This is a genomic window from Bradyrhizobium sp. CCGB01 (assembly GCF_024199795.1).
In the GTDB taxonomy this organism is placed as follows: domain Bacteria; phylum Pseudomonadota; class Alphaproteobacteria; order Rhizobiales; family Xanthobacteraceae; genus Bradyrhizobium.
Genome location: NZ_JANADK010000001.1, coordinates 5,983,586 through 5,999,934, shown reverse-complemented (window position 1 = coordinate 5,999,934; position 16,349 = coordinate 5,983,586). Strand labels below are relative to the sequence as shown.

Genomic DNA, 16,349 nt, shown 5'->3' with positions numbered 1-16,349 from the left:
TGCGGGGCCCACCGGCTTGTGGCTGGAGCGCAATTCGCCGGTGTCATTTCGCCGCGCTACGATTCTCACGTGTCGTGAACTCCCGATTTAAGTCCTTTTCGCAAGGCTCTTATGCATCTTCCAGGCCAGTTATGGCCCGATCGCGATGGTTATTGTCCCCGATCAGGTAGCGCGGGACAGGACGTTTGGCAACAATGCACCCGCCCGCGACATTCGCCGAACCCCGAATGCGAGGCTTGACCAAGTCGATATGCGACCACGGAGAGCTCGATGAACAGACGCGAATTCACCCAGGCCATGCTGGCGGCGGGTGCAGCTATTCCCCTTGGCATCACACGGGCGGTGGGCCAGACACGTGGTGGCACGCTCAATGCCATCATCCAGCCCGAACCGCCGGTGCTGGTGACCGCGATCAACCAGCAGCAGCCAACGCTGACGCTCGGCGGCAAGATCTACGAGAGCCTGCTGAAATACGGCGAAGACTTGAAGCCGATGCCGGGCATGGCGCAGTCCTGGGAGATATCGCCCGACGGTCTCACCTATACGTTCAAGCTGTTTCCCAACATCACCTTCCACGACGGCAAGCCGATGACGTCGGAAGATGTCGTCTTCAGCTGCATGAAGGTGCTGACCGAGACGCATCCGCGCGCACGGCAGAATTTTGCCCGCGTCGCTTCCGCCGAAGCGCTCGATCCGCTCACCGTAGTGTTCAAGCTCAAGCAGCCTTTCTCACCGTTTCTCGGTTGCTTCGACTGCACCTCGGCGCCGATCGTGCCCAAGCACATCTACGAGGGCACCGATTTTCGCAAGAATCCGATGAACGACAAGGCGATCGGCACCGGGCCGTTCAAGCTGAAGGAGTGGGTGCGCGGCTCGCATGTGCATCTGGTACGGCATGAGGGCTACTACCTGAAGGACCAGCCCTATCTCGACGAGATCGTCTATCGCATCATTCCGGATTCGGCCTCGCGCGCCCTGGCGCTGGAGAACGGAACGGTGCAGCTCACTCAGTGGTCCGATCTCCAGTTCTTCGACGTGCAGCGCTTCAAGTCACGGAAGAATCTCGAAGTGACCACCAAGGGGTACGAATATTTCGCGCCGCATTCGTGGCTCGAGATGAACAATCGTATCGCGCCGATGAACGACAAGCGCTTTCGTCAGGCCATCATGCACCTGATCGACCGCGACGCGTTGAGCAAGCGGGTCTATTTCGGGATGGCCAAGCCCGCGACCGGCCCGATCTCGTCGAAGACGAAATTCTATGACGGCAAGGTCAAGCGCTACGAATATTCGATCGAGAAGGCCAAGGCACTGCTCGACGAGATAGGACTGAAGCCTGACGCCAACGGCAAGCGTGTCGAAATCAAGTACGTCGTACCGCCCGTGGACGAATCCTACCAGCGTGCCGGCGAATTCTTCCGCCAGAGCTTTGCCCGCGTCGGTATCGATCTCGTTTTGGTCGGCACCGACATGGCAGGCTGGGCCGAAAAGGTCGGCAACTGGGACTACGAAATGACCCAGAACCTGCTTTACCAACTCGGTGATCCCGCGCTCGGCGTCTCCCGCACCTACGTCTCCTCGAACATCAAGAAGGGCATCCTGTTCTCGAACACGCAAGGCTATTCCAACCCCGAAGTGGACAAGCTGTTCGACGAGGCCGCTGTGACGCTCGACGAGGCCAAGCGTCAGGAGCTCTATTCCAAGGTGCAAGCCATCCTGGTCGAAGACGTGCCGGTCGCCTGGACGCTGGAACTCGAATATCCCATCATCTACGACAAGGCGTTCAAGAACATCGTGTCGACTGGCATCGGCTCGCACGAAACCTTCGGGTCGGTCTACAAATCGTGATCCGTCTCGGCAGCGCGGTGACGATCGGGCTGATGGCGCTGAGCCGGATCGCCCAGCTCGTCGCCGTCATCCTCGTCATCGCCACTTTCAACTTCGTGCTGGTGCGGGCCGCCCCCGGCGACCCTGCCCAGGTCATGGCCGGGCAATCCGGCGCGGCTGATCCAAAGCTGCTCGAGGATCTGCGCAAGGAGTACGGGCTTGACAAGCCGTACGCCGTGCAGCTCGCCAGCTATCTCGGGCGTGTCGTCAGGCTCGATCTCGGCTATTCCTATCGCCAGCGTCGTGCCGTGGTCGATCTCATCCTCGAACGTCTCCCGGCGACGCTGTTGCTGACGGTGACGGCCTTCTGTCTTGCGCTGCTCATCGGTACGATACTTGGGGCGCTCGCGGGGCTCGCGGCGGGAAGCGTGCTCGACACGGTCTTCACCGTGCTTTCGCTAGTGCTCTATGCGACGCCGGTATTCTGGCTCGGGCTGATGCTCGTCCTTGTCTTTTCGGTGACGCTCGGCTGGCTGCCGCCGTTCGGCTACGAGACCATCAACGTAAAAATCTCGCCGTTCGAGCACGTGCTCGATATCGCCAAACACATGATCATGCCGGTGACCTCGCTCGCGGCGATTTATCTCGCGATCTATGCCCGGCTGATGCGCTCCTCGATCATCGAGGTCGCCCAGCAGGACTTCATCAAGACCGCACGTGCCAAGGGCCTCTCCGGCCCCAGCATCGTGGTCGGCCACATGCTGCGGAACGCGCTGGTGCCCGTTGTCACGGTCGCCGGCATGCAGGCCGGCGCGCTTGTCGGTGGTGCCGTGGTGATCGAGACCGTGTTCGCCTGGCCGGGACTGGGGCGGCTCACTTTCGATGCCTTGCTGCAACGCGATTATCCCGTGCTGCTTGGCATCTTTCTCATCCTGTCGGTCGTGGTCATCGTGCTCAATCTGCTGACCGACCTGATTTACAGATTGATCGATCCCCGAATGACGACGGGGGCCGCATGATGGATGCAATCCGCGCCTTCCTGCGTCATCCCTCCGGCATGGTGGGTCTCGTCGTGTTGCTTGCCGTGGTGATCGTTGCGATCATCGCGCCCATCGTCTTTCCAGTCTCCCCCTGGGAAATGGTCGGCGCCCCTTTCACGCCGCCCGGTGAGGACGGACTGCTGCTCGGCGGCGACACGCTCGGTCGCGACGTTGCCGCCGGCGTTGCCTACGGCGCCCGTGTGTCGCTGGTGATCGGCATAGCCTCGGCCATGGCCGCGATGGTGATAGGCGTCACGATCGGCGCGATCTCCGGCTATTTTGGCGGCAAGGTCGATATGGTCCTGATGCGGATGACCGAGCTGTTCCAGACGATCCCGGCCTTCGTGCTCGCGATCCTGCTGGTCGCGACCTTCGCTCCGTCGCTGCTCACGATCATCCTGACCATCGGTGCGGTGAGCTGGCCGCCGTTGGCACGCCTCACTCGTGCCGAGTTCCTGCGGCTGCGCAACCGGGAATTCGTCGAGGCAGCGCTGTGTCAGGGGGAGGGCACGTTGCGCATCGTGCTCGGCCACATCCTGCCCAACGCGATCTCGCCAATCCTGGTCGTGACCTCGCTGACGGTCGCAACCGCCATCCTGCTCGAAAGCGCGCTGTCCTTCATGGGTCTCGGCGATCCCAATCTGATGTCCTGGGGTTTCATGATCGGTGCGGGCCGCACCGTCATGCGCAACGCCTGGTGGATGAGCGTATTCCCCGGGCTTGCCATCCTCATCACCGTGCTGGCGATCAATCTGTTCGGCGAGGGCCTTTCCGACGTCCTCAATCCGCGTGTGTCGAGGCGCCGGTCATGAGTGACGCCGTGCATGCCAATGCCCCCGTGCTGTCGGTCCAAGGCCTCTCGATTGGGCTGCCCGAAGGTGGCGATCGACCGTTCGCGGTCGAGAACGTCTCTTTCGAGGTCAGGCCGAATGAGGTCGTCTGCCTTGTCGGCGAGTCCGGCTCGGGCAAGTCGATGATCGCGCACGCGGTGCTGTCGCTCCTGCCGAAGGGCGTTGAGGTCGCTTCTGGTGCAGTGACGGTCGCGGGACAGAACCCGGCAAAGCTGGACTGGCGTACGCTGCGCCGCCTGCGCGGCGGCGAAGCGGCGATGATTTTTCAGGAGCCGCTGTCCTCGCTGAACCCTCTCAAGCGCGTCGGCAAGCAGGTCGAGGAGATGATCCTCACCCATCAGCGGCCGACGCCGTCAACGAACGAAGTGCATGAGCGCGTGCAGCAACTCCTTACACAAGTTGGTCTGCCCAATCCAAAGCTGCTCGAAAGGAGCTATCCGTTCGAGCTCTCCGGCGGCCAGCGCCAGCGCGTCATGATCGCGATGGCGATGGCCAACCGGCCTGCGCTCCTGATTGCGGATGAGCCGACCACGGCGCTCGACGTCACCACCCAACGTCAGATCCTGCGCCTGATCGACGATCTGCGCCGTGACCGCGGCATGGGCGTGCTGCTGATCACCCACGATTTCGGTGTCGTCGCCGATGTCGCCGATCGCGTCGTGGTTCTGCGCCATGGCAAGGTGGTTGAGCAGGGCACCGTCCAAGAAGTCCTGCGTCATCCCAAAGCAGACTATACCCGCGAGCTGATCGACGCCGTGCCTAAGGCGCGGCTCGACGAGATTCGCCGCGCCGCGGTCGACCCCGCACCGCTGCTCCAAGTGATCGGCCTAGAGAAGACGTTCCGGGTCAAGCGTGGCTTCCTGCAGCCGCCGCGCGAAGTCGTCGCCGCCGACGGCATCTCGCTGACCCTGCACGAGGGCGAGACGCTCGCTGTCGTCGGCGAATCCGGTTCCGGAAAATCTACGCTCGGGCGCATGATCATGCGTCTGACCGAACCCGACGGCGGTGCGATCCGCTTCAACAATCAGGATCTCCGCCAACTCCGCGGCGAGGCGCTGCGTCAGGCGCGAAAGCAGCTCCAGATCGTGTTCCAGGATCCTTTTGCGAGCCTCGATCCCCGCCAGAAGGTCGGCGATGCCGTTGCACGCGGGCCGATGGCCTATGGCACGTCGCGCGCGGACGCGATGGAGCAGGCGAAGAAGCTGTTGGTGCGAGTTGGCCTCAACGCCAATGCCGCAGATCGCTATCCTCACCAATTTTCCGGCGGCCAGCGCCAGCGCATCTGCATCGCGCGGGCGCTCGCGCTCAAGCCTCGGGTGCTGATCGCTGACGAGGCGGTGTCAGCGCTTGACGTCTCTGTACAAGCCCAGGTGCTGGCACTGCTCGCCGAGCTGCGTCAGGAGATGAAGCTCGCGATGGTCTTCATCACCCACGATTTGCGCATCGCCGCTGAGATCGCCGACCGCGTCATCGTGCTCCAGAAGGGCCGTATCGTGGAGGAGGGGGCGACCGCGGACGTCTTCAGCGCGCCGCAAGCGGCCTACACCCGCGATCTGCTCGACGCGATCCCGGGCCGCGACTTCTTCGACCAGCCGGGCTTTGCCAGCGCGGCCGGTGCAACTCCGAAAGCAAGGATCAGTTCATGACCGACAACCTCCCGCTTCCAGCCGGTGCCCGTGAGCGCATCGAAGCCGCCGTGGATGCCGCCTTCGACAAGCAGATCGACACTACGATCGCGTTTACGGCCATCCCGAGCACGCGCGCGGCGGAAGCCCCTTGTCAGGACATGTTCGCAAAGCTGCTGCGCGAGCGCGGTTATGAGGTCGACGATTGGGTCATCAACCAGGATGATCTGAAGACGCTCCCCGGTTACGGGCCGGTTGAGACCGATTTTTCCCGCGCGCGTTCCGTCGTCGGCACCTATCGGCCGGCGAAAGAGGAGGGCCGCTCGTTGATCCTCCAGGGCCATTGCGACGTCGTGCCCGCCGGGCCGCTCGACATGTGGGAGCGGCCGCCGTTCCAGCCCGTGGTCGAGGATGGCTGGCTCTATGGCCGCGGCGCCGGTGACATGAAGTCCGGCACCATCTCGGCGCTCTACGCGCTCGATGCGATCAAGACCGCGGGCTACAAGCCCAAGGGCCGCATTCATCTGCAGTCGGTAATCGAGGAGGAGAGCACAGGTCTCGGCGCGCTCTCGACGCTCCAGCGCGGCTACCGCGCGGACGCTTGCATCCTGCCCGAGCCGACCGACGAGAAACTGATGCGTGCCCAGGTCGGCGTGATCTGGTTCCGCCTCAAGGTGCGCGGGATACCGGTTCATGTCGCGCGCGCCGGCACCGGCTCGAACGCGATCAAGGCTGCCATCCACCTGATCCAGAAGCTCGAAGGTCTCGAGGCCGAGTGGAACGAGCGCGCCAAGACGCATCCCTCCTTCAAGTCGGTGGATCATCCGCTCAATTTCAATCCGGGTATCATCAAGGGCGGCGACTGGGCCTCCAGCGTGCCCGCCTGGTGCGATGTCGATTGCCGCATCGGCGTGCTGCCCGGCTGGAAGATCGCCGACGCCCAGGCCGAGATCGTGGATTTCGTCGCCAAGGCGGCGCGCTCACATCCGTTCCTCGCCAACAACCCGCCGGAGATCGTCTGGTCCGGCTTCCTGTCGCCGGGCTACGAGGCCACCGAGATTCAGGAGAGCGAAGCGGTTCTGGCTCCGGTCTACGAGCACGTGTTCGGCCGCAAGCTGACCAGCTTCTCGTCAACCGCGCTGACCGATGCGCGCTTCTATGGTCTCGATTTCGGCGTTCCGGCGTTCTGCTTCGGCGCCACGATGGAGGGAGCGCACGGCTTCAACGAGCGCGTCGATCTCGCCTCGGTGAAGCGGGTGACCAAGGCGCTTGCGTTGTTCACCGCGAGCTGGTGCGGGATCGAAGCCAAGTAGTCGAGAAGGAAACTCACCACAAAGGGAGGTTCGCGAATGGACAGCCAGGGTGCAGGCGCCAAGCCGCCGGTCAAGACGCAAGAGGATCTGCGAGCGCATTTCGGGCAACTCAGCCCGCTAGCCGAGAAGAAGGTTCTCCACCATCTCGACAAGTTCTGCCGCGACTTCATCGCGCTGTCGCCGTTCCTGGTCCTCGCCACCAGCGACGGCAATGGCCACGCCGATGCCAGCCCCCGCGGCGACGCGCCGGGCTTCGTCGCCGTGCTTGACGACAAGACGCTGCTGATCCCCGACCGGCGCGGCAACAACCGCGTCGATACCTTCGGCAACATCATCGCCTCGCCCGGCATCGGCCTGATCTTCCTGGTGCCGGGGATCAACGAGACGCTGCGCGTCAACGGCCGCGCCGAGATATCGCAGGATGCCGAGCTGCTGACGCCCCTCGCGGTGCAGAACGTCGTCCCTGTCATCGGGTTGAAGGTTCATGTCGAGGAAACCTATTTCCACTGCGGCAAGGCACTGATGCGCTCGAAGCTGTGGAACCCGGCCGCGCAGGTCGAGCGCAACAGCTTTCCGACGCTCGGCCGGATCATTGCCGAGCAAACCGCGGCCATCGCGATCGAAGAGGCCGAGAAGACGATGGAAGAAGGCTACCGCACGAGGCTCTACTGAGAGTAGCAGATCTGACGTCTTGGCGGCAACGAGCCGGCACACTCTTCGATTGCGAGAAGAGCCCGCAATTTTGAGTGCTAAACGATGGTTTTCAGATAGAGACCCGGATCAAAATATTTCGAAGCCGGCGTGAAGTCCTTGATACCGGCATTAGCCATGAAGAAATCCGTCGATTGCTGCAGCCAATTGGTGACCGTGCCGTCTGAATACATGCGCTTCCAGTCCTTCGAAGTGAACATCTTCTGGGCCTTGAACGACTCGTTGATATCGGCCATCGGGGTTTGGCTGTAATGGCCCTTCTGCAGCCTCTCCATTGCTTCGGTACTGTTGGCGACAATGTAGTCGTTGGCGTCTGCCCACCCACGGATCAACTTCGCAAGTGTTTCCTTGTTTGGCTCGTAATAGTCGTTGGCTGCCGCCCAGCCGCCGATGATCGCTGCCTTCGGATAATAGGCTGACGCATCGGCGAGCTTGACCGCGCCCGGTACTTTGTCGCGCACCGTCACGTTGAAGGGCACCCAGAGCGCGACGGCAGGCACTGCGCCGGAAATGAAGGCGGTTACGGCGGCTGGCATGGTCTGGTTGACGAGCTCGACCTCCTTGGGATCGACCTTGTTGGCGCGAAGCGCGGTATCCAAGAACACATGCGCAGTGGTGCCGGTCGCGGTCGCGATGCGCTTGCCCTTCAAATCCGCGAACGTCTTGATGCCCTGGTCGCCGCGAACCCACAGCTGAGCGGTTGCGACCTCGATGTCGTTGATCAAAAAAACCTTGCCTTGGCCGCGGGCAGGGAAGTTCGAGAGCACGGCGCCCGTCGCCAGCACGTCGAGGCTGCCGCCGATCAGCGCTTGGAAGATTTCGAGGCCGGTGTTGAATTGTCGCAGCTCGAGATCGAGGCCCTGCTTTTCGAAGGAGCCGCGGTCCATGCCGGTCCAGATCTGGCCGTCGACGGCGACGGTGTGGAGGTAGCCGACGCGAACTTTTGTCTTGGCCTGCGCGATCGCGGGCGCTGCGGCGGTGAACGTGCCGAGTGCAAGGCCTGCCGTCGTGGTCAGAAATTGCCGCCGATCCATGATGTGTCCTCCGTTTCGTTTGTTATTCCGAGAATGAGACTGGACGCATCTGCGCCTGCTGGGCGCGGTACTCGTCCATCACGAGCTGCTTGATGTAGCTGCGCAGTTCACTGAATTCGGGCCGCTCCTGGATCGATTCGTCTCGCGGATAGGCGAACGGCACGTCGATGATTTCCCGGATGCGCGCCGGTCGCGCGGTCACCACCACGATGCGGGAGGCGAGGTAGATCGCCTCTTCGACGGAGTGGGTGATCAGCATCACCGTCTTGCCCTCGGTAGCGAGCACGTTGAGCAGCAGGTTCTGCATATTGGAGCGGGTCTGCGCATCGAGCGCGCCGAACGGCTCGTCCATCAGCAGGAACTGCGGCTTGACGGCATAGGCGCGCGCGATCGCGAGCCGCTGGCGCATGCCGCCGGACAGATGCTTCGGATAGGAGTTGGCGAAGTCCGATAGCCCCATCAGGCCGAGATAATGGTCGCAGATCGCGTCGCGCTCGACCGTCGGGACATGGTTGGCGTTGAGCGTCAAGCCGAAGGCAATGTTCTTCTTCACCGTCAGCCACGGGAACACTCCATATTCCTGGAAGATGACGCCGCGCTCGGGACCGGGGCCGACGACGGGACGCCCTTCGAACAACACGTTACCGGTCGTCGGCTTCTGGAAGCCGGCGAGCATGCTCATCATCGTCGTCTTGCCGCAGCCGGACGGGCCGATCACGGCGATGAAATCGCCGTCGTTGATGTCGTAGCTGACGTTCTCGACGACGTTGAGGCGCCCCTTCGCCGTATCAAAGGACAACGAAACGTTTTCGAACTGTGCACGCTTAATCATGCGACGGCCCGATCCTGCCAGACCAATAGCCGCGCCGTGATCTTGCGCAAGATCACGTCCATGATCAGCGCGATCAGGCCGATGCAGATGATGCCGACGTAGATAACGTCGAGCAGGAAGTAGGTCGAAGCGTTCTGAATCATGGCGCCGAGTCCACGCTGGGCCGCGATCAGCTCGGATGCGACCAGCGTTGCCCAGGCTACGCCCAACGCGACGCGCAGTGCGGTGAGTATATGCGGGACGGTGAGGGGAATGATCACCTTGCGGAAAATCTCCGCCTGATTGGCGCCGAGCGTCTGCGCCACGCGGATGTAGAGCGGCGTGATCTGCGAGACGCCCTCATACATCACGATCACGCCGGAGAAGAACGAGGCGTAGAACAGGATGACGAGCTTTGCGACCTCGTCGACGCCGAAATAGACGATCACCAGCGGGATCAGCGCGATCGGCGGCAGCGCGCGGAAGAAGTTGATCATGGGATCCGCGAAGGTGCGCGCCGGGCGATACCAGCCGAGCAGGAAGCCGACCGGGACGGCGACGAGGATGCCCAGCGAGACGCCGAAGAGGACGCGACGGGTCGAGGCGAAGACGTCGATCAGCAGGCCTTCCTTGGTGAGGAGCTCAACAAACTTTGCCGCAACCTGATGCGGTGCGGGGATCAGCGTGACGTTGACAAAGCCGCTCCAGCGTACGGCGTACCAGAGCAGGATCGCACCGATCCACGGTGTCAATCCGAGAACAAAGCGTCTCACGCCAGCTCCGTCCATTCGACGCGTCCACCCAGATAGCGATTGATGTTTTCAGAGGTCATATTATAAATAGGATGACCATACAAGAGGCGCCTTTGGTCGTAGGTGCCGCAGGCTTTTCGCGCATGACATCGCCTCCCTTCACCATCCGCAGCGTCGAAGCCTTCGGCTTCCGATACCCGCTGAAGACGCAGGTCATCACCTCGTTTGGGCGGATGGCGGACCGGCCGGCCGTTTTCGTCCGGGTCGAGGATACCGACGGTTACGTGGGCTGGGGCGAGGTATGGTGCAACTTTCCAGCGCCGGGCGCCGAGCATCGTGTTCGCCTCGTCAACGAGGTGTTGGCGCCGGCCCTTGTCGGATTCAAGGCGAAGCAGCCTTCGGATACGTTCGCACGCCTGACGCAGGGAACCGCGGTGCTCGCGTTGCAATCCGGCGAGGCGGGGCCGTTCGCGCAGTCGATCGCCGGTATCGATCTCGCGGTCTGGGATCTCCACGCGCGTCGCCAGAACGTTGCGTTATGGAAGCTGCTCGGCGGATCGCGGAACCAGATCAAGGTCTACGCCAGTGGCATCAATCCAATCGGGTCGGAGCAAGCCGCTGAAGCCGCGCTCGGCCGTGGCTACCGCGCCTTGAAGCTGAAGATCGGCTTCGACCCGGCGGCCGACCGCGCCAATCTCACGGCGCTGCGCCGGCTTGTCGGCGATGGGATGCTCGCAGCCGACGTCAATCAGGGTTGGACTATCGCGCAGGCGCTCGAGCTTGCGCCGCAGCTCGCGCATTTCGGACTTGCCTGGCTCGAGGAGCCGCTTGTCGCCGACCGCCCGCGGCAGGAATGGCAGCAGCTGTACGAAGCCATCCGCTTTCCACTCGCGGCCGGCGAGAACATCGCAAGTCACGCGGGCTTTGCCGAGGTGCTGGGCGAGCCGGTTCTCGGTGTCGTTCAGCCCGATATCGCCAAGTGGGGCGGGCTGTCGGCTTGCGTGGGCATTGCCCGCGACATTCTGAAGTCGGGCAAAATGTTCTGCCCTCACTATCTCGGTGCCGGCATTGGCCTCTTGGCATCGGCGCATCTTCTGGCCGGCGTCGGCGGCGACGGCCTGCTGGAGGTCGATAGCAACGAGAATCCGCTGCGCGATCTCTTCTGCGGGCCGGTGCTTGATGTCCGGGACGGAATGATCGAGCTTGGCGACGAGGCTGGTCTTGGCATTACGCCCGATCTTGCGTCGATCGAACAGTACCGGACGCTGTGATGTCCAGGCAAAGCTACGACTACATCATCGTCGGCGCGGGATCGGCCGGCTGCGTGGTTGCAAACCGGTTGTCGGCCGATCCGACCTGTCGCGTGTTGCTCCTGGAGGCGGGCGGATCGGATCGGAACTTTTGGCTGAAACTTCCGGTCGGGTACTACCGGACCATCTACAATGAACGCTTCTCGCGCCTGTTCAGGACCGATCCGTCGGAAGGAAGCGGCGGGCGCTCCATCGTCTGGCCGCGCGGGCGCGTGCTCGGTGGATCCTCGTCGATTAACGGGCTGATCTTCATCCGCGGCCAGCACGAGGATTTTGATGATTGGGAGCGCCTCGGCGCCGATGGCTGGAGCTATCGCGAAGTGCTGCCCTACTTCCGGCGCTACGAGCGCTATCGTGGCGGCGAGAGCCAGTTTCACGGCGGCCTCGGCGAGTTCGAGGTCTCTGATCTCCGCAACGACAATCCGGCATCACAAGCCTGGGTCGAGGCGGGCGTGCAGTTCGGCCTGCCGCGCAATCCCGACTTCAACGGCGCGACGACGCTCGGCGTGGGCACCTATCAGCTCGGCATCGGGCGGCATTGGCGGACCAGCTCGGCATCCGCGTTTCTTCGGCCGATCGCCGACCGGCCCAATCTTTCCATCATCACGCACGCACAGGTGAGCAAGGTTACCTTCGCCGGCCGCGTCGCGACCGGCGTCGAGTGGATCAGCAATGGGCAGGTGCACAACGCTGCGGCCGATCGCGAGGTCATCCTGTCCGGTGGCGCGTTGCAGTCGCCGCAGATACTCCAGCTCTCCGGCGTCGGCCCGGCCGATCTGCTCCGCAAGCACGATATTCCCGTCATTGCCGACTCGCCCGAAGTCGGCGCCAATCTGCAGGACCATTATCAGGCCCGGCTGATCGTGCGCCTGAAAGAGCGGATCTCGCTCAATGACCAAGTCCGCAATCCCGTCGAGCTTGCGAAGATGGGGTTGCAATGGATGCTGGCGGGCAGGGGGCCTTTGACCGTAGGAGCGGGACAGGTGGGTGGCGCGGCCTGCACCGAATTCGCGCTTGATGGCCGTCCAGACGTGCAGTTCAACGTGATGCCGCTCTCGGTCGACAAGCCCGGCGAGCCACTGCACAGCTATTCCGGTTTCACAGCCTCGGTCTGGCAGTGCCACGGACAATCGCGCGGGCAGCTTGCGATCAGCTCGGCCGATCCGTTCGAGCAGCCGCGGATCGCGCCGAACTATTTTGCCGAGGAGATCGATCGCAAAACCGTGGTCGCGGGCCTAAAGATCTTGCGCGAGATATATCAGCAAAAGGCGTTTCGCCCGCTCTGGGACGTCGAAATGGTGCCGGGCGAATCCGCAAGCAACGACGCCGGGCTGTGGGATTTTGCGCGGACCACCGGCGGCACCGTGTTTCACTGCGTCGGGACCTGTCGCATGGGCCGAGACGAGGCAGCCGTGCTCGATCCGCAACTGCGCGTGCGCGGCGTTGAACGGCTCCGGGTGATCGATGCCTCGGTGATGCCGCAGATCACCTCGGCCAACACCAATGCGACCAGCCTGATGATCGGCGAACGCGGTGCAGCCCTTGTCATGGCCTAATTGGGCCGCCTGATTACTGGAGGACGAGATGGAATTGAGTTCCGATAGTCACGTCCCCAAATACGCGCAGATTGCGGATATCTTCCGCCAGCGGATCGCGCGCGGCATCTGGACCCAGGGCTTTCGCCTGCCGGCCAACGAGGAGCTGGCGACCGAGTTCGGCGTGTCGCGAGTCACGATAAGGCAGGCCGTCGAGCTGCTCGCCCGGGACGGCGTCATCGAGGCGCAGCAGGGCCGCGGCACCTTCGTCACCGGGACCGTGCGGCAGGATCGCTGGCTCAAGGTCGAGACTACTTTATCCGACCTCGCGGACATGTATCGCGACACCTCGCCGGAGATCATCAACATCTCGGAAAGCCGCAGCGATGCGCCACTGCTTCCCGAAGACGGCAAGCCGGCCGAGAAGTACGTATTCATGCGCCGCCTGCATTCGCGCGAAAAGCAGCCTTACTGCGTCATTTCTATTTATCTCGACGAGAAGATTTTTCGCAGGTCACCAAAACGCTTTCGCAACGAGACCGTGATTCCAATTCTCAATGATCTCAGGGATCCCGCCATCGCCAGCGCCCGTCAGACCCTGACGATCGGCACCGCGGATATCGAAGCGGCGCGGCTGCTGCGCGTGCCCCTGAACTCGCCGGTTGCCGAAGTCCGCCGTGTCTTCACAGCCAGGGACCGTACCGTGATCTATCTCGGCGAAGTGACCTATCGAGGTGATTTCGTGCGGATCGACATGGACCTGCGGCCGTAACGGGTTTACCGGGAAAACAGCTCCTGGTTCCGGCGCTCGAGCTCCTCTCCGTAAGTCCGTAGCACATGCGACTCGCTCAAGGTGCCGATCGCGGCGCGATGGTCGGCTCGGTGCACGACGGCGAGAACGTCGGCCTCGCTCCGTTCGAAAGCCTTCAAGATCTCGCGGACCGAGGTGGTCGGCAGCAGGCATTCGTCCTGCTGCTGCGCCAGCGATCCCAACGGTTCGTCGTCCTGGTTGGCGACGGAATGCAGCGTCGCGGCTGCGACGATGCCGGCATAGATGCCGTTGGCATCGCGCAGCACGACTTGGCGGACCTGCGCCGGGGAAAACAGCTTTTGCGCCTCGCCGATCGGCATTGTCGTCAGCGCGTTCTCGAAGTCGGTGCGCATCAGCGAGGCTGCGCTCATCTGCCGGACCCAGCCGATGTCCTGCGGGCCGCGGATCGCCTCGCCGCGCAGATGGAAGCGCCATGTCGCGAAGCTGTAGCCGAACAGCTCCCGGACGATCAGCGCGCAGACCGTTGACGCAACAACGGCCCCGACGGTCACCGAGAAATCGCCGGTGATCTCGAGCGCGAGACAGACCATGCTGAATGGTGCCCCCAGCACGCGGGTCCCGAGCGCGGCGAGCGCCGCGATGGCGGCCGTGCCGGGCTGGAGGGCGAGCGTGGGGAGCGGGCCGCTCAGCGCGACGCTGTAGAGCTGCCCGATCAGCGCGCCGAGCAGCAGCGAAGCGAAGAACAGGCCGCCACGAAAGCCGGAGCCCAGCGAGATGGCGGAGGCCAGGATCTTGAGCACGATGGTCGTCGTGAGCAGGAGCCCGGTCGGGTTGCTGACCAGCAGGATCTGCATTGCGCCGTGGCCGGCGCCCAGCACGGTCGGGGTCAGCAGAGCAAAGCCGCCGAGGAGAAAGCCTCCGAGGATTGGCCGCATCAATCCCTTGAACAGCGTGACGCGCTGGAAGCAGCGTTCCGAGAACGCGACCGCGAGCATGACAAGGATGCTGACGAACGCGCAGATGATGCCAATCAGTACGGTTTGCCCGATCATCTCGACCGACACGGGCGAGGGGAAGCCGGGTACCATCAGAAAGGACTGGTGTGTCAATTGCCGCGCGACCAGCCACGCGGTGACGGCGCTTGCGATGACGGGCACGAGGGCGGCGGAAGTGTAGGCACCCAGCACGACCTCGAAGGCGTAGAAGGCGCCGGCCAGCGGCGCCGAGAACGCCGCGCTGATAGCGCCCGCAGCGCCACAAGCCACCAACAGCCGCATGTCGTTGCGCCGCGCGGCCAGGCGTTGGCCGACGTGCGAGCCGAACATCGAGCAGATCTGGGTGTAGCCGGCTTCCAGTCCGACCGACCCACCGAACCCGTTGGACAGCAGGGTCTGGATCGAGATCAGAAGGCTGCCCCGAAAAGACACCCGGCCGCCGTAGAGAGCGTTGGCCTCGATGGCGTCGGCGAGTTGCTGGCCCTTCACCCTTCGCGCGAAATACAGTCCTATCAACGCGAGTACCAGGCCGCCAAGCATCGGGATCAGCAGCGTGCGCTGCCAGGAAATCACGCCGGTGGCGCTGAGATGCGCGTCGAAGGGAATGTCGAACAGCAGTGCGTGCGAAACCTGGCTAAGACTGGAAATCGCAGCGACCAGGACGCCGCTGAGGCATCCGACGACGATGGCGACCAGGACGAGGCCGGTCTCGCGATTGCGCACGAAATTGCGCAGAAAGAGCGGCAGCAGACGGATCCCGGGAGCTTGGGTCGGCTTCGAGGCATGCGGCGCCATCCTATGCCGGATCCCGCAGCGGTTCAGCGCGCACGACACGGAAGCCGATATTGCTCGACGAGGAGTCGGGCGTGTTGGAGCTTCGCGCCGCAACGCGGTAGCGGTTGCAGTAGGACTCGTGGCAGAGGAAGGACCCGCCGCGCATCGATCGGTTGGGAGCTGGCTCGTGGTTCAAGGGGTCTCGTGATGGCGTGAGGCGGTGATAGCTCGGCGAAAAATAGTCCTCGCACCATTCCCAGACATTTCCGGCGACATTGTGCAGGCCATAGCCGTTCGGCGTGAAGACGTGAACGGGCGCCGTGCCGAAATAGCCGTCGTCCATGCTGTTACGATCAGGAAAATCGCCCTGCCAGATGTTGCATCGATGCTCGCCGCCGGGCTGCAGCTCATTGCCCCAAGGGTAGGTCGCCTGATCCAATCCGCCGCGCGCGGCCATCTCCCATTCCGCTTCGGTCGGCAGGCGCGTGCCCGACCATGCGCAATAGGCCTGCGCATCATTCCAGGAGACATGGACCACCGGGTGATCGAGCCGTTCGAGGACGCTACTCGACGGCCCCTCCGGCTGCGCCCAATAGGCATGCAGTACCTGGATCCACCACGGTGTTTCCTGGACGCGGGTCGTGTGCGCCGCTCGCGTCTCCTCCGGCAAAAGTCCGTCGAAGACAAAGCTCCAGCCGTAGCGCTCAGCTTCTGTGATGTAACCCGTTGTACGGACGAAGTCGCCGAATTGCAGATTGCTCACGGCGTGGCAAGAAATCGCAAAGGACGACAACGTGACTGATCGCGCCGGGCCTTCGCCGTCTTCGACAAAGACCTTGTCAGCCGATCCCATGTGGAAGGTTCCACCGATCAGTTTGCTCCAGCGGCGCGGGATTGCGGTCGGACTGGGAAGGATCGCTGCTTGCGCATCATCGATCGCCGCCGGTGCCTTGTCGGCGGCGCCTTGAGTGCAGCAGTGCGACCGATCCCTCGTCATGT

14 protein-coding genes are annotated in these 16,349 nt (G+C 63.2%); 9 read left to right on the top strand and 5 right to left on the bottom strand.

Annotated features, from left to right (window positions below; all coding sequences use genetic code 11):
- Nucleotides 1-270: 270 nt before the first annotated feature.
- Genes NLM25_RS28005 through NLM25_RS27980 form a run of 6 tightly spaced genes read left to right on the top strand, consistent with a single transcriptional unit; the run spans nucleotide 271 to nucleotide 7,328 of the window.
- Nucleotides 271-1,848, top strand: coding sequence for an ABC transporter substrate-binding protein (locus NLM25_RS28005; RefSeq protein WP_254139140.1), 1,578 nt, complete (start codon nucleotides 271-273; stop codon nucleotides 1,846-1,848).
- Nucleotides 1,845-2,846 (top strand): ABC transporter permease, encoded by a 1,002-nt coding sequence (locus tag NLM25_RS28000; protein WP_254139139.1) that lies wholly within the window; start codon nucleotides 1,845-1,847, stop codon nucleotides 2,844-2,846. The genes NLM25_RS28005 and NLM25_RS28000 overlap by 4 nt, the downstream gene beginning before the upstream one ends.
- Nucleotides 2,846-3,679 carry an ABC transporter permease gene (locus NLM25_RS27995; protein ID WP_254141276.1) on the top strand — a complete coding sequence of 278 codons (834 nt, stop codon included), beginning with the start codon at nucleotides 2,846-2,848 and terminating at the stop codon, nucleotides 3,677-3,679. The genes NLM25_RS28000 and NLM25_RS27995 overlap by 1 nt, the downstream gene beginning before the upstream one ends.
- Nucleotides 3,676-5,364: an ABC transporter ATP-binding protein gene (locus tag NLM25_RS27990; RefSeq protein ID WP_254139138.1), complete on the top strand. Its 1,689-nt coding sequence runs from the start codon at nucleotides 3,676-3,678 to the stop codon at nucleotides 5,362-5,364. Before NLM25_RS27995 ends, NLM25_RS27990 begins: the two co-directional genes overlap by 4 nt.
- The gene (locus NLM25_RS27985; protein WP_254139137.1) at nucleotides 5,361-6,656 is read left to right on the top strand and encodes an ArgE/DapE family deacylase; all 1,296 of its coding nucleotides are present in this window, start codon (nucleotides 5,361-5,363) and stop codon (nucleotides 6,654-6,656) included. The genes NLM25_RS27990 and NLM25_RS27985 overlap by 4 nt, the downstream gene beginning before the upstream one ends.
- A 36-nt stretch (nucleotides 6,657-6,692) precedes the next feature.
- Entirely contained in the window at nucleotides 6,693-7,328 is a 636-nt protein-coding gene (locus NLM25_RS27980) for a pyridoxamine 5'-phosphate oxidase family protein (protein WP_254139136.1), read from the top strand.
- A 77-nt stretch (nucleotides 7,329-7,405) separates the two neighbouring features.
- Here NLM25_RS27980 and NLM25_RS27975 read toward each other — a convergent pair whose 3' ends face one another.
- The 3 genes from NLM25_RS27975 to NLM25_RS27965 are packed head-to-tail and all read right to left on the bottom strand — an operon-like array spanning nucleotide 7,406 to nucleotide 9,985.
- A complete protein-coding gene (locus NLM25_RS27975) occupies nucleotides 7,406-8,401 on the bottom strand; it encodes an ABC transporter substrate-binding protein (RefSeq protein WP_254120595.1) in 996 nt (331 codons plus the stop codon).
- A 22-nt stretch (nucleotides 8,402-8,423) separates the two neighbouring features.
- Nucleotides 8,424-9,233: an ABC transporter ATP-binding protein gene (locus NLM25_RS27970; protein ID WP_254139135.1), complete on the bottom strand. Its 810-nt coding sequence runs from the start codon at nucleotides 9,231-9,233 to the stop codon at nucleotides 8,424-8,426.
- Nucleotides 9,230-9,985: an ABC transporter permease gene (locus NLM25_RS27965; RefSeq protein ID WP_375167846.1), complete on the bottom strand. Its 756-nt coding sequence runs from the start codon at nucleotides 9,983-9,985 to the stop codon at nucleotides 9,230-9,232. The genes NLM25_RS27970 and NLM25_RS27965 overlap by 4 nt, the downstream gene beginning before the upstream one ends.
- 122 nt (nucleotides 9,986-10,107) lie before the next feature.
- Here NLM25_RS27965 and NLM25_RS27960 point away from each other — a divergent pair, with 122 nt between their 5' ends.
- Genes NLM25_RS27960 through NLM25_RS27950 form a run of 3 tightly spaced genes read left to right on the top strand, consistent with a single transcriptional unit; the run spans nucleotide 10,108 to nucleotide 13,581 of the window.
- Nucleotides 10,108-11,235: a mandelate racemase/muconate lactonizing enzyme family protein gene (locus NLM25_RS27960; RefSeq protein ID WP_254139133.1), complete on the top strand. Its 1,128-nt coding sequence runs from the start codon at nucleotides 10,108-10,110 to the stop codon at nucleotides 11,233-11,235.
- Complete coding sequence (locus NLM25_RS27955; protein WP_254139132.1) at nucleotides 11,235-12,830, top strand: GMC family oxidoreductase; 1,596 nt, start codon at nucleotides 11,235-11,237, stop codon at nucleotides 12,828-12,830. Before NLM25_RS27960 ends, NLM25_RS27955 begins: the two co-directional genes overlap by 1 nt.
- Before the next feature lie 28 nt (nucleotides 12,831-12,858).
- On the top strand, nucleotides 12,859-13,581 hold the full coding sequence (locus tag NLM25_RS27950; protein WP_254120585.1) for a GntR family transcriptional regulator: 723 nt from the start codon (nucleotides 12,859-12,861) through the stop codon (nucleotides 13,579-13,581).
- Between the two features lie 5 nt (nucleotides 13,582-13,586).
- Here NLM25_RS27950 and NLM25_RS27945 read toward each other — a convergent pair whose 3' ends face one another.
- On the bottom strand, nucleotides 13,587-15,371 hold the full coding sequence (locus tag NLM25_RS27945) for a chloride channel protein (protein ID WP_254139131.1): 1,785 nt from the start codon (nucleotides 15,369-15,371) through the stop codon (nucleotides 13,587-13,589).
- Between the two features lies 1 nt (nucleotide 15,372).
- Complete coding sequence (locus NLM25_RS27940) at nucleotides 15,373-16,347, bottom strand: formylglycine-generating enzyme family protein (protein WP_254139130.1); 975 nt, start codon at nucleotides 16,345-16,347, stop codon at nucleotides 15,373-15,375.
- Between the last annotated feature and the right edge of the window lie 2 nt (nucleotides 16,348-16,349).

Bases quoted from the DNA above. Each gene is read 5' to 3' on its own strand.
- NLM25_RS27950 (WP_254120585.1), top strand. From the start codon at position 12,859: ATGGAATTGAGTTCCGATAGTCACGTCCCCAAATACGCGCAGATTGCG.
- NLM25_RS27985 (WP_254139137.1), top strand. From the start codon at position 5,361: ATGACCGACAACCTCCCGCTTCCAGCCGGTGCCCGTGAGCGCATCGAA.
- NLM25_RS28005 (WP_254139140.1), top strand. From the start codon at position 271: ATGAACAGACGCGAATTCACCCAGGCCATGCTGGCGGCGGGTGCAGCT.
- NLM25_RS27970 (WP_254139135.1), bottom strand. From the start codon at position 9,233: ATGATTAAGCGTGCACAGTTCGAAAACGTTTCGTTGTCCTTTGATACG.
- NLM25_RS27990 (WP_254139138.1), top strand. From the start codon at position 3,676: ATGAGTGACGCCGTGCATGCCAATGCCCCCGTGCTGTCGGTCCAAGGC.
- NLM25_RS27995 (WP_254141276.1), top strand. From the start codon at position 2,846: ATGGATGCAATCCGCGCCTTCCTGCGTCATCCCTCCGGCATGGTGGGT.
- NLM25_RS27960 (WP_254139133.1), top strand. From the start codon at position 10,108: ATGACATCGCCTCCCTTCACCATCCGCAGCGTCGAAGCCTTCGGCTTC.
- NLM25_RS27975 (WP_254120595.1), bottom strand. From the start codon at position 8,401: ATGGATCGGCGGCAATTTCTGACCACGACGGCAGGCCTTGCACTCGGC.
- NLM25_RS27955 (WP_254139132.1), top strand. From the start codon at position 11,235: ATGTCCAGGCAAAGCTACGACTACATCATCGTCGGCGCGGGATCGGCC.
- NLM25_RS27945 (WP_254139131.1), bottom strand. From the start codon at position 15,371: ATGGCGCCGCATGCCTCGAAGCCGACCCAAGCTCCCGGGATCCGTCTG.
- NLM25_RS27980 (WP_254139136.1), top strand. From the start codon at position 6,693: ATGGACAGCCAGGGTGCAGGCGCCAAGCCGCCGGTCAAGACGCAAGAG.
- NLM25_RS27940 (WP_254139130.1), bottom strand. From the start codon at position 16,347: ATGACGAGGGATCGGTCGCACTGCTGCACTCAAGGCGCCGCCGACAAG.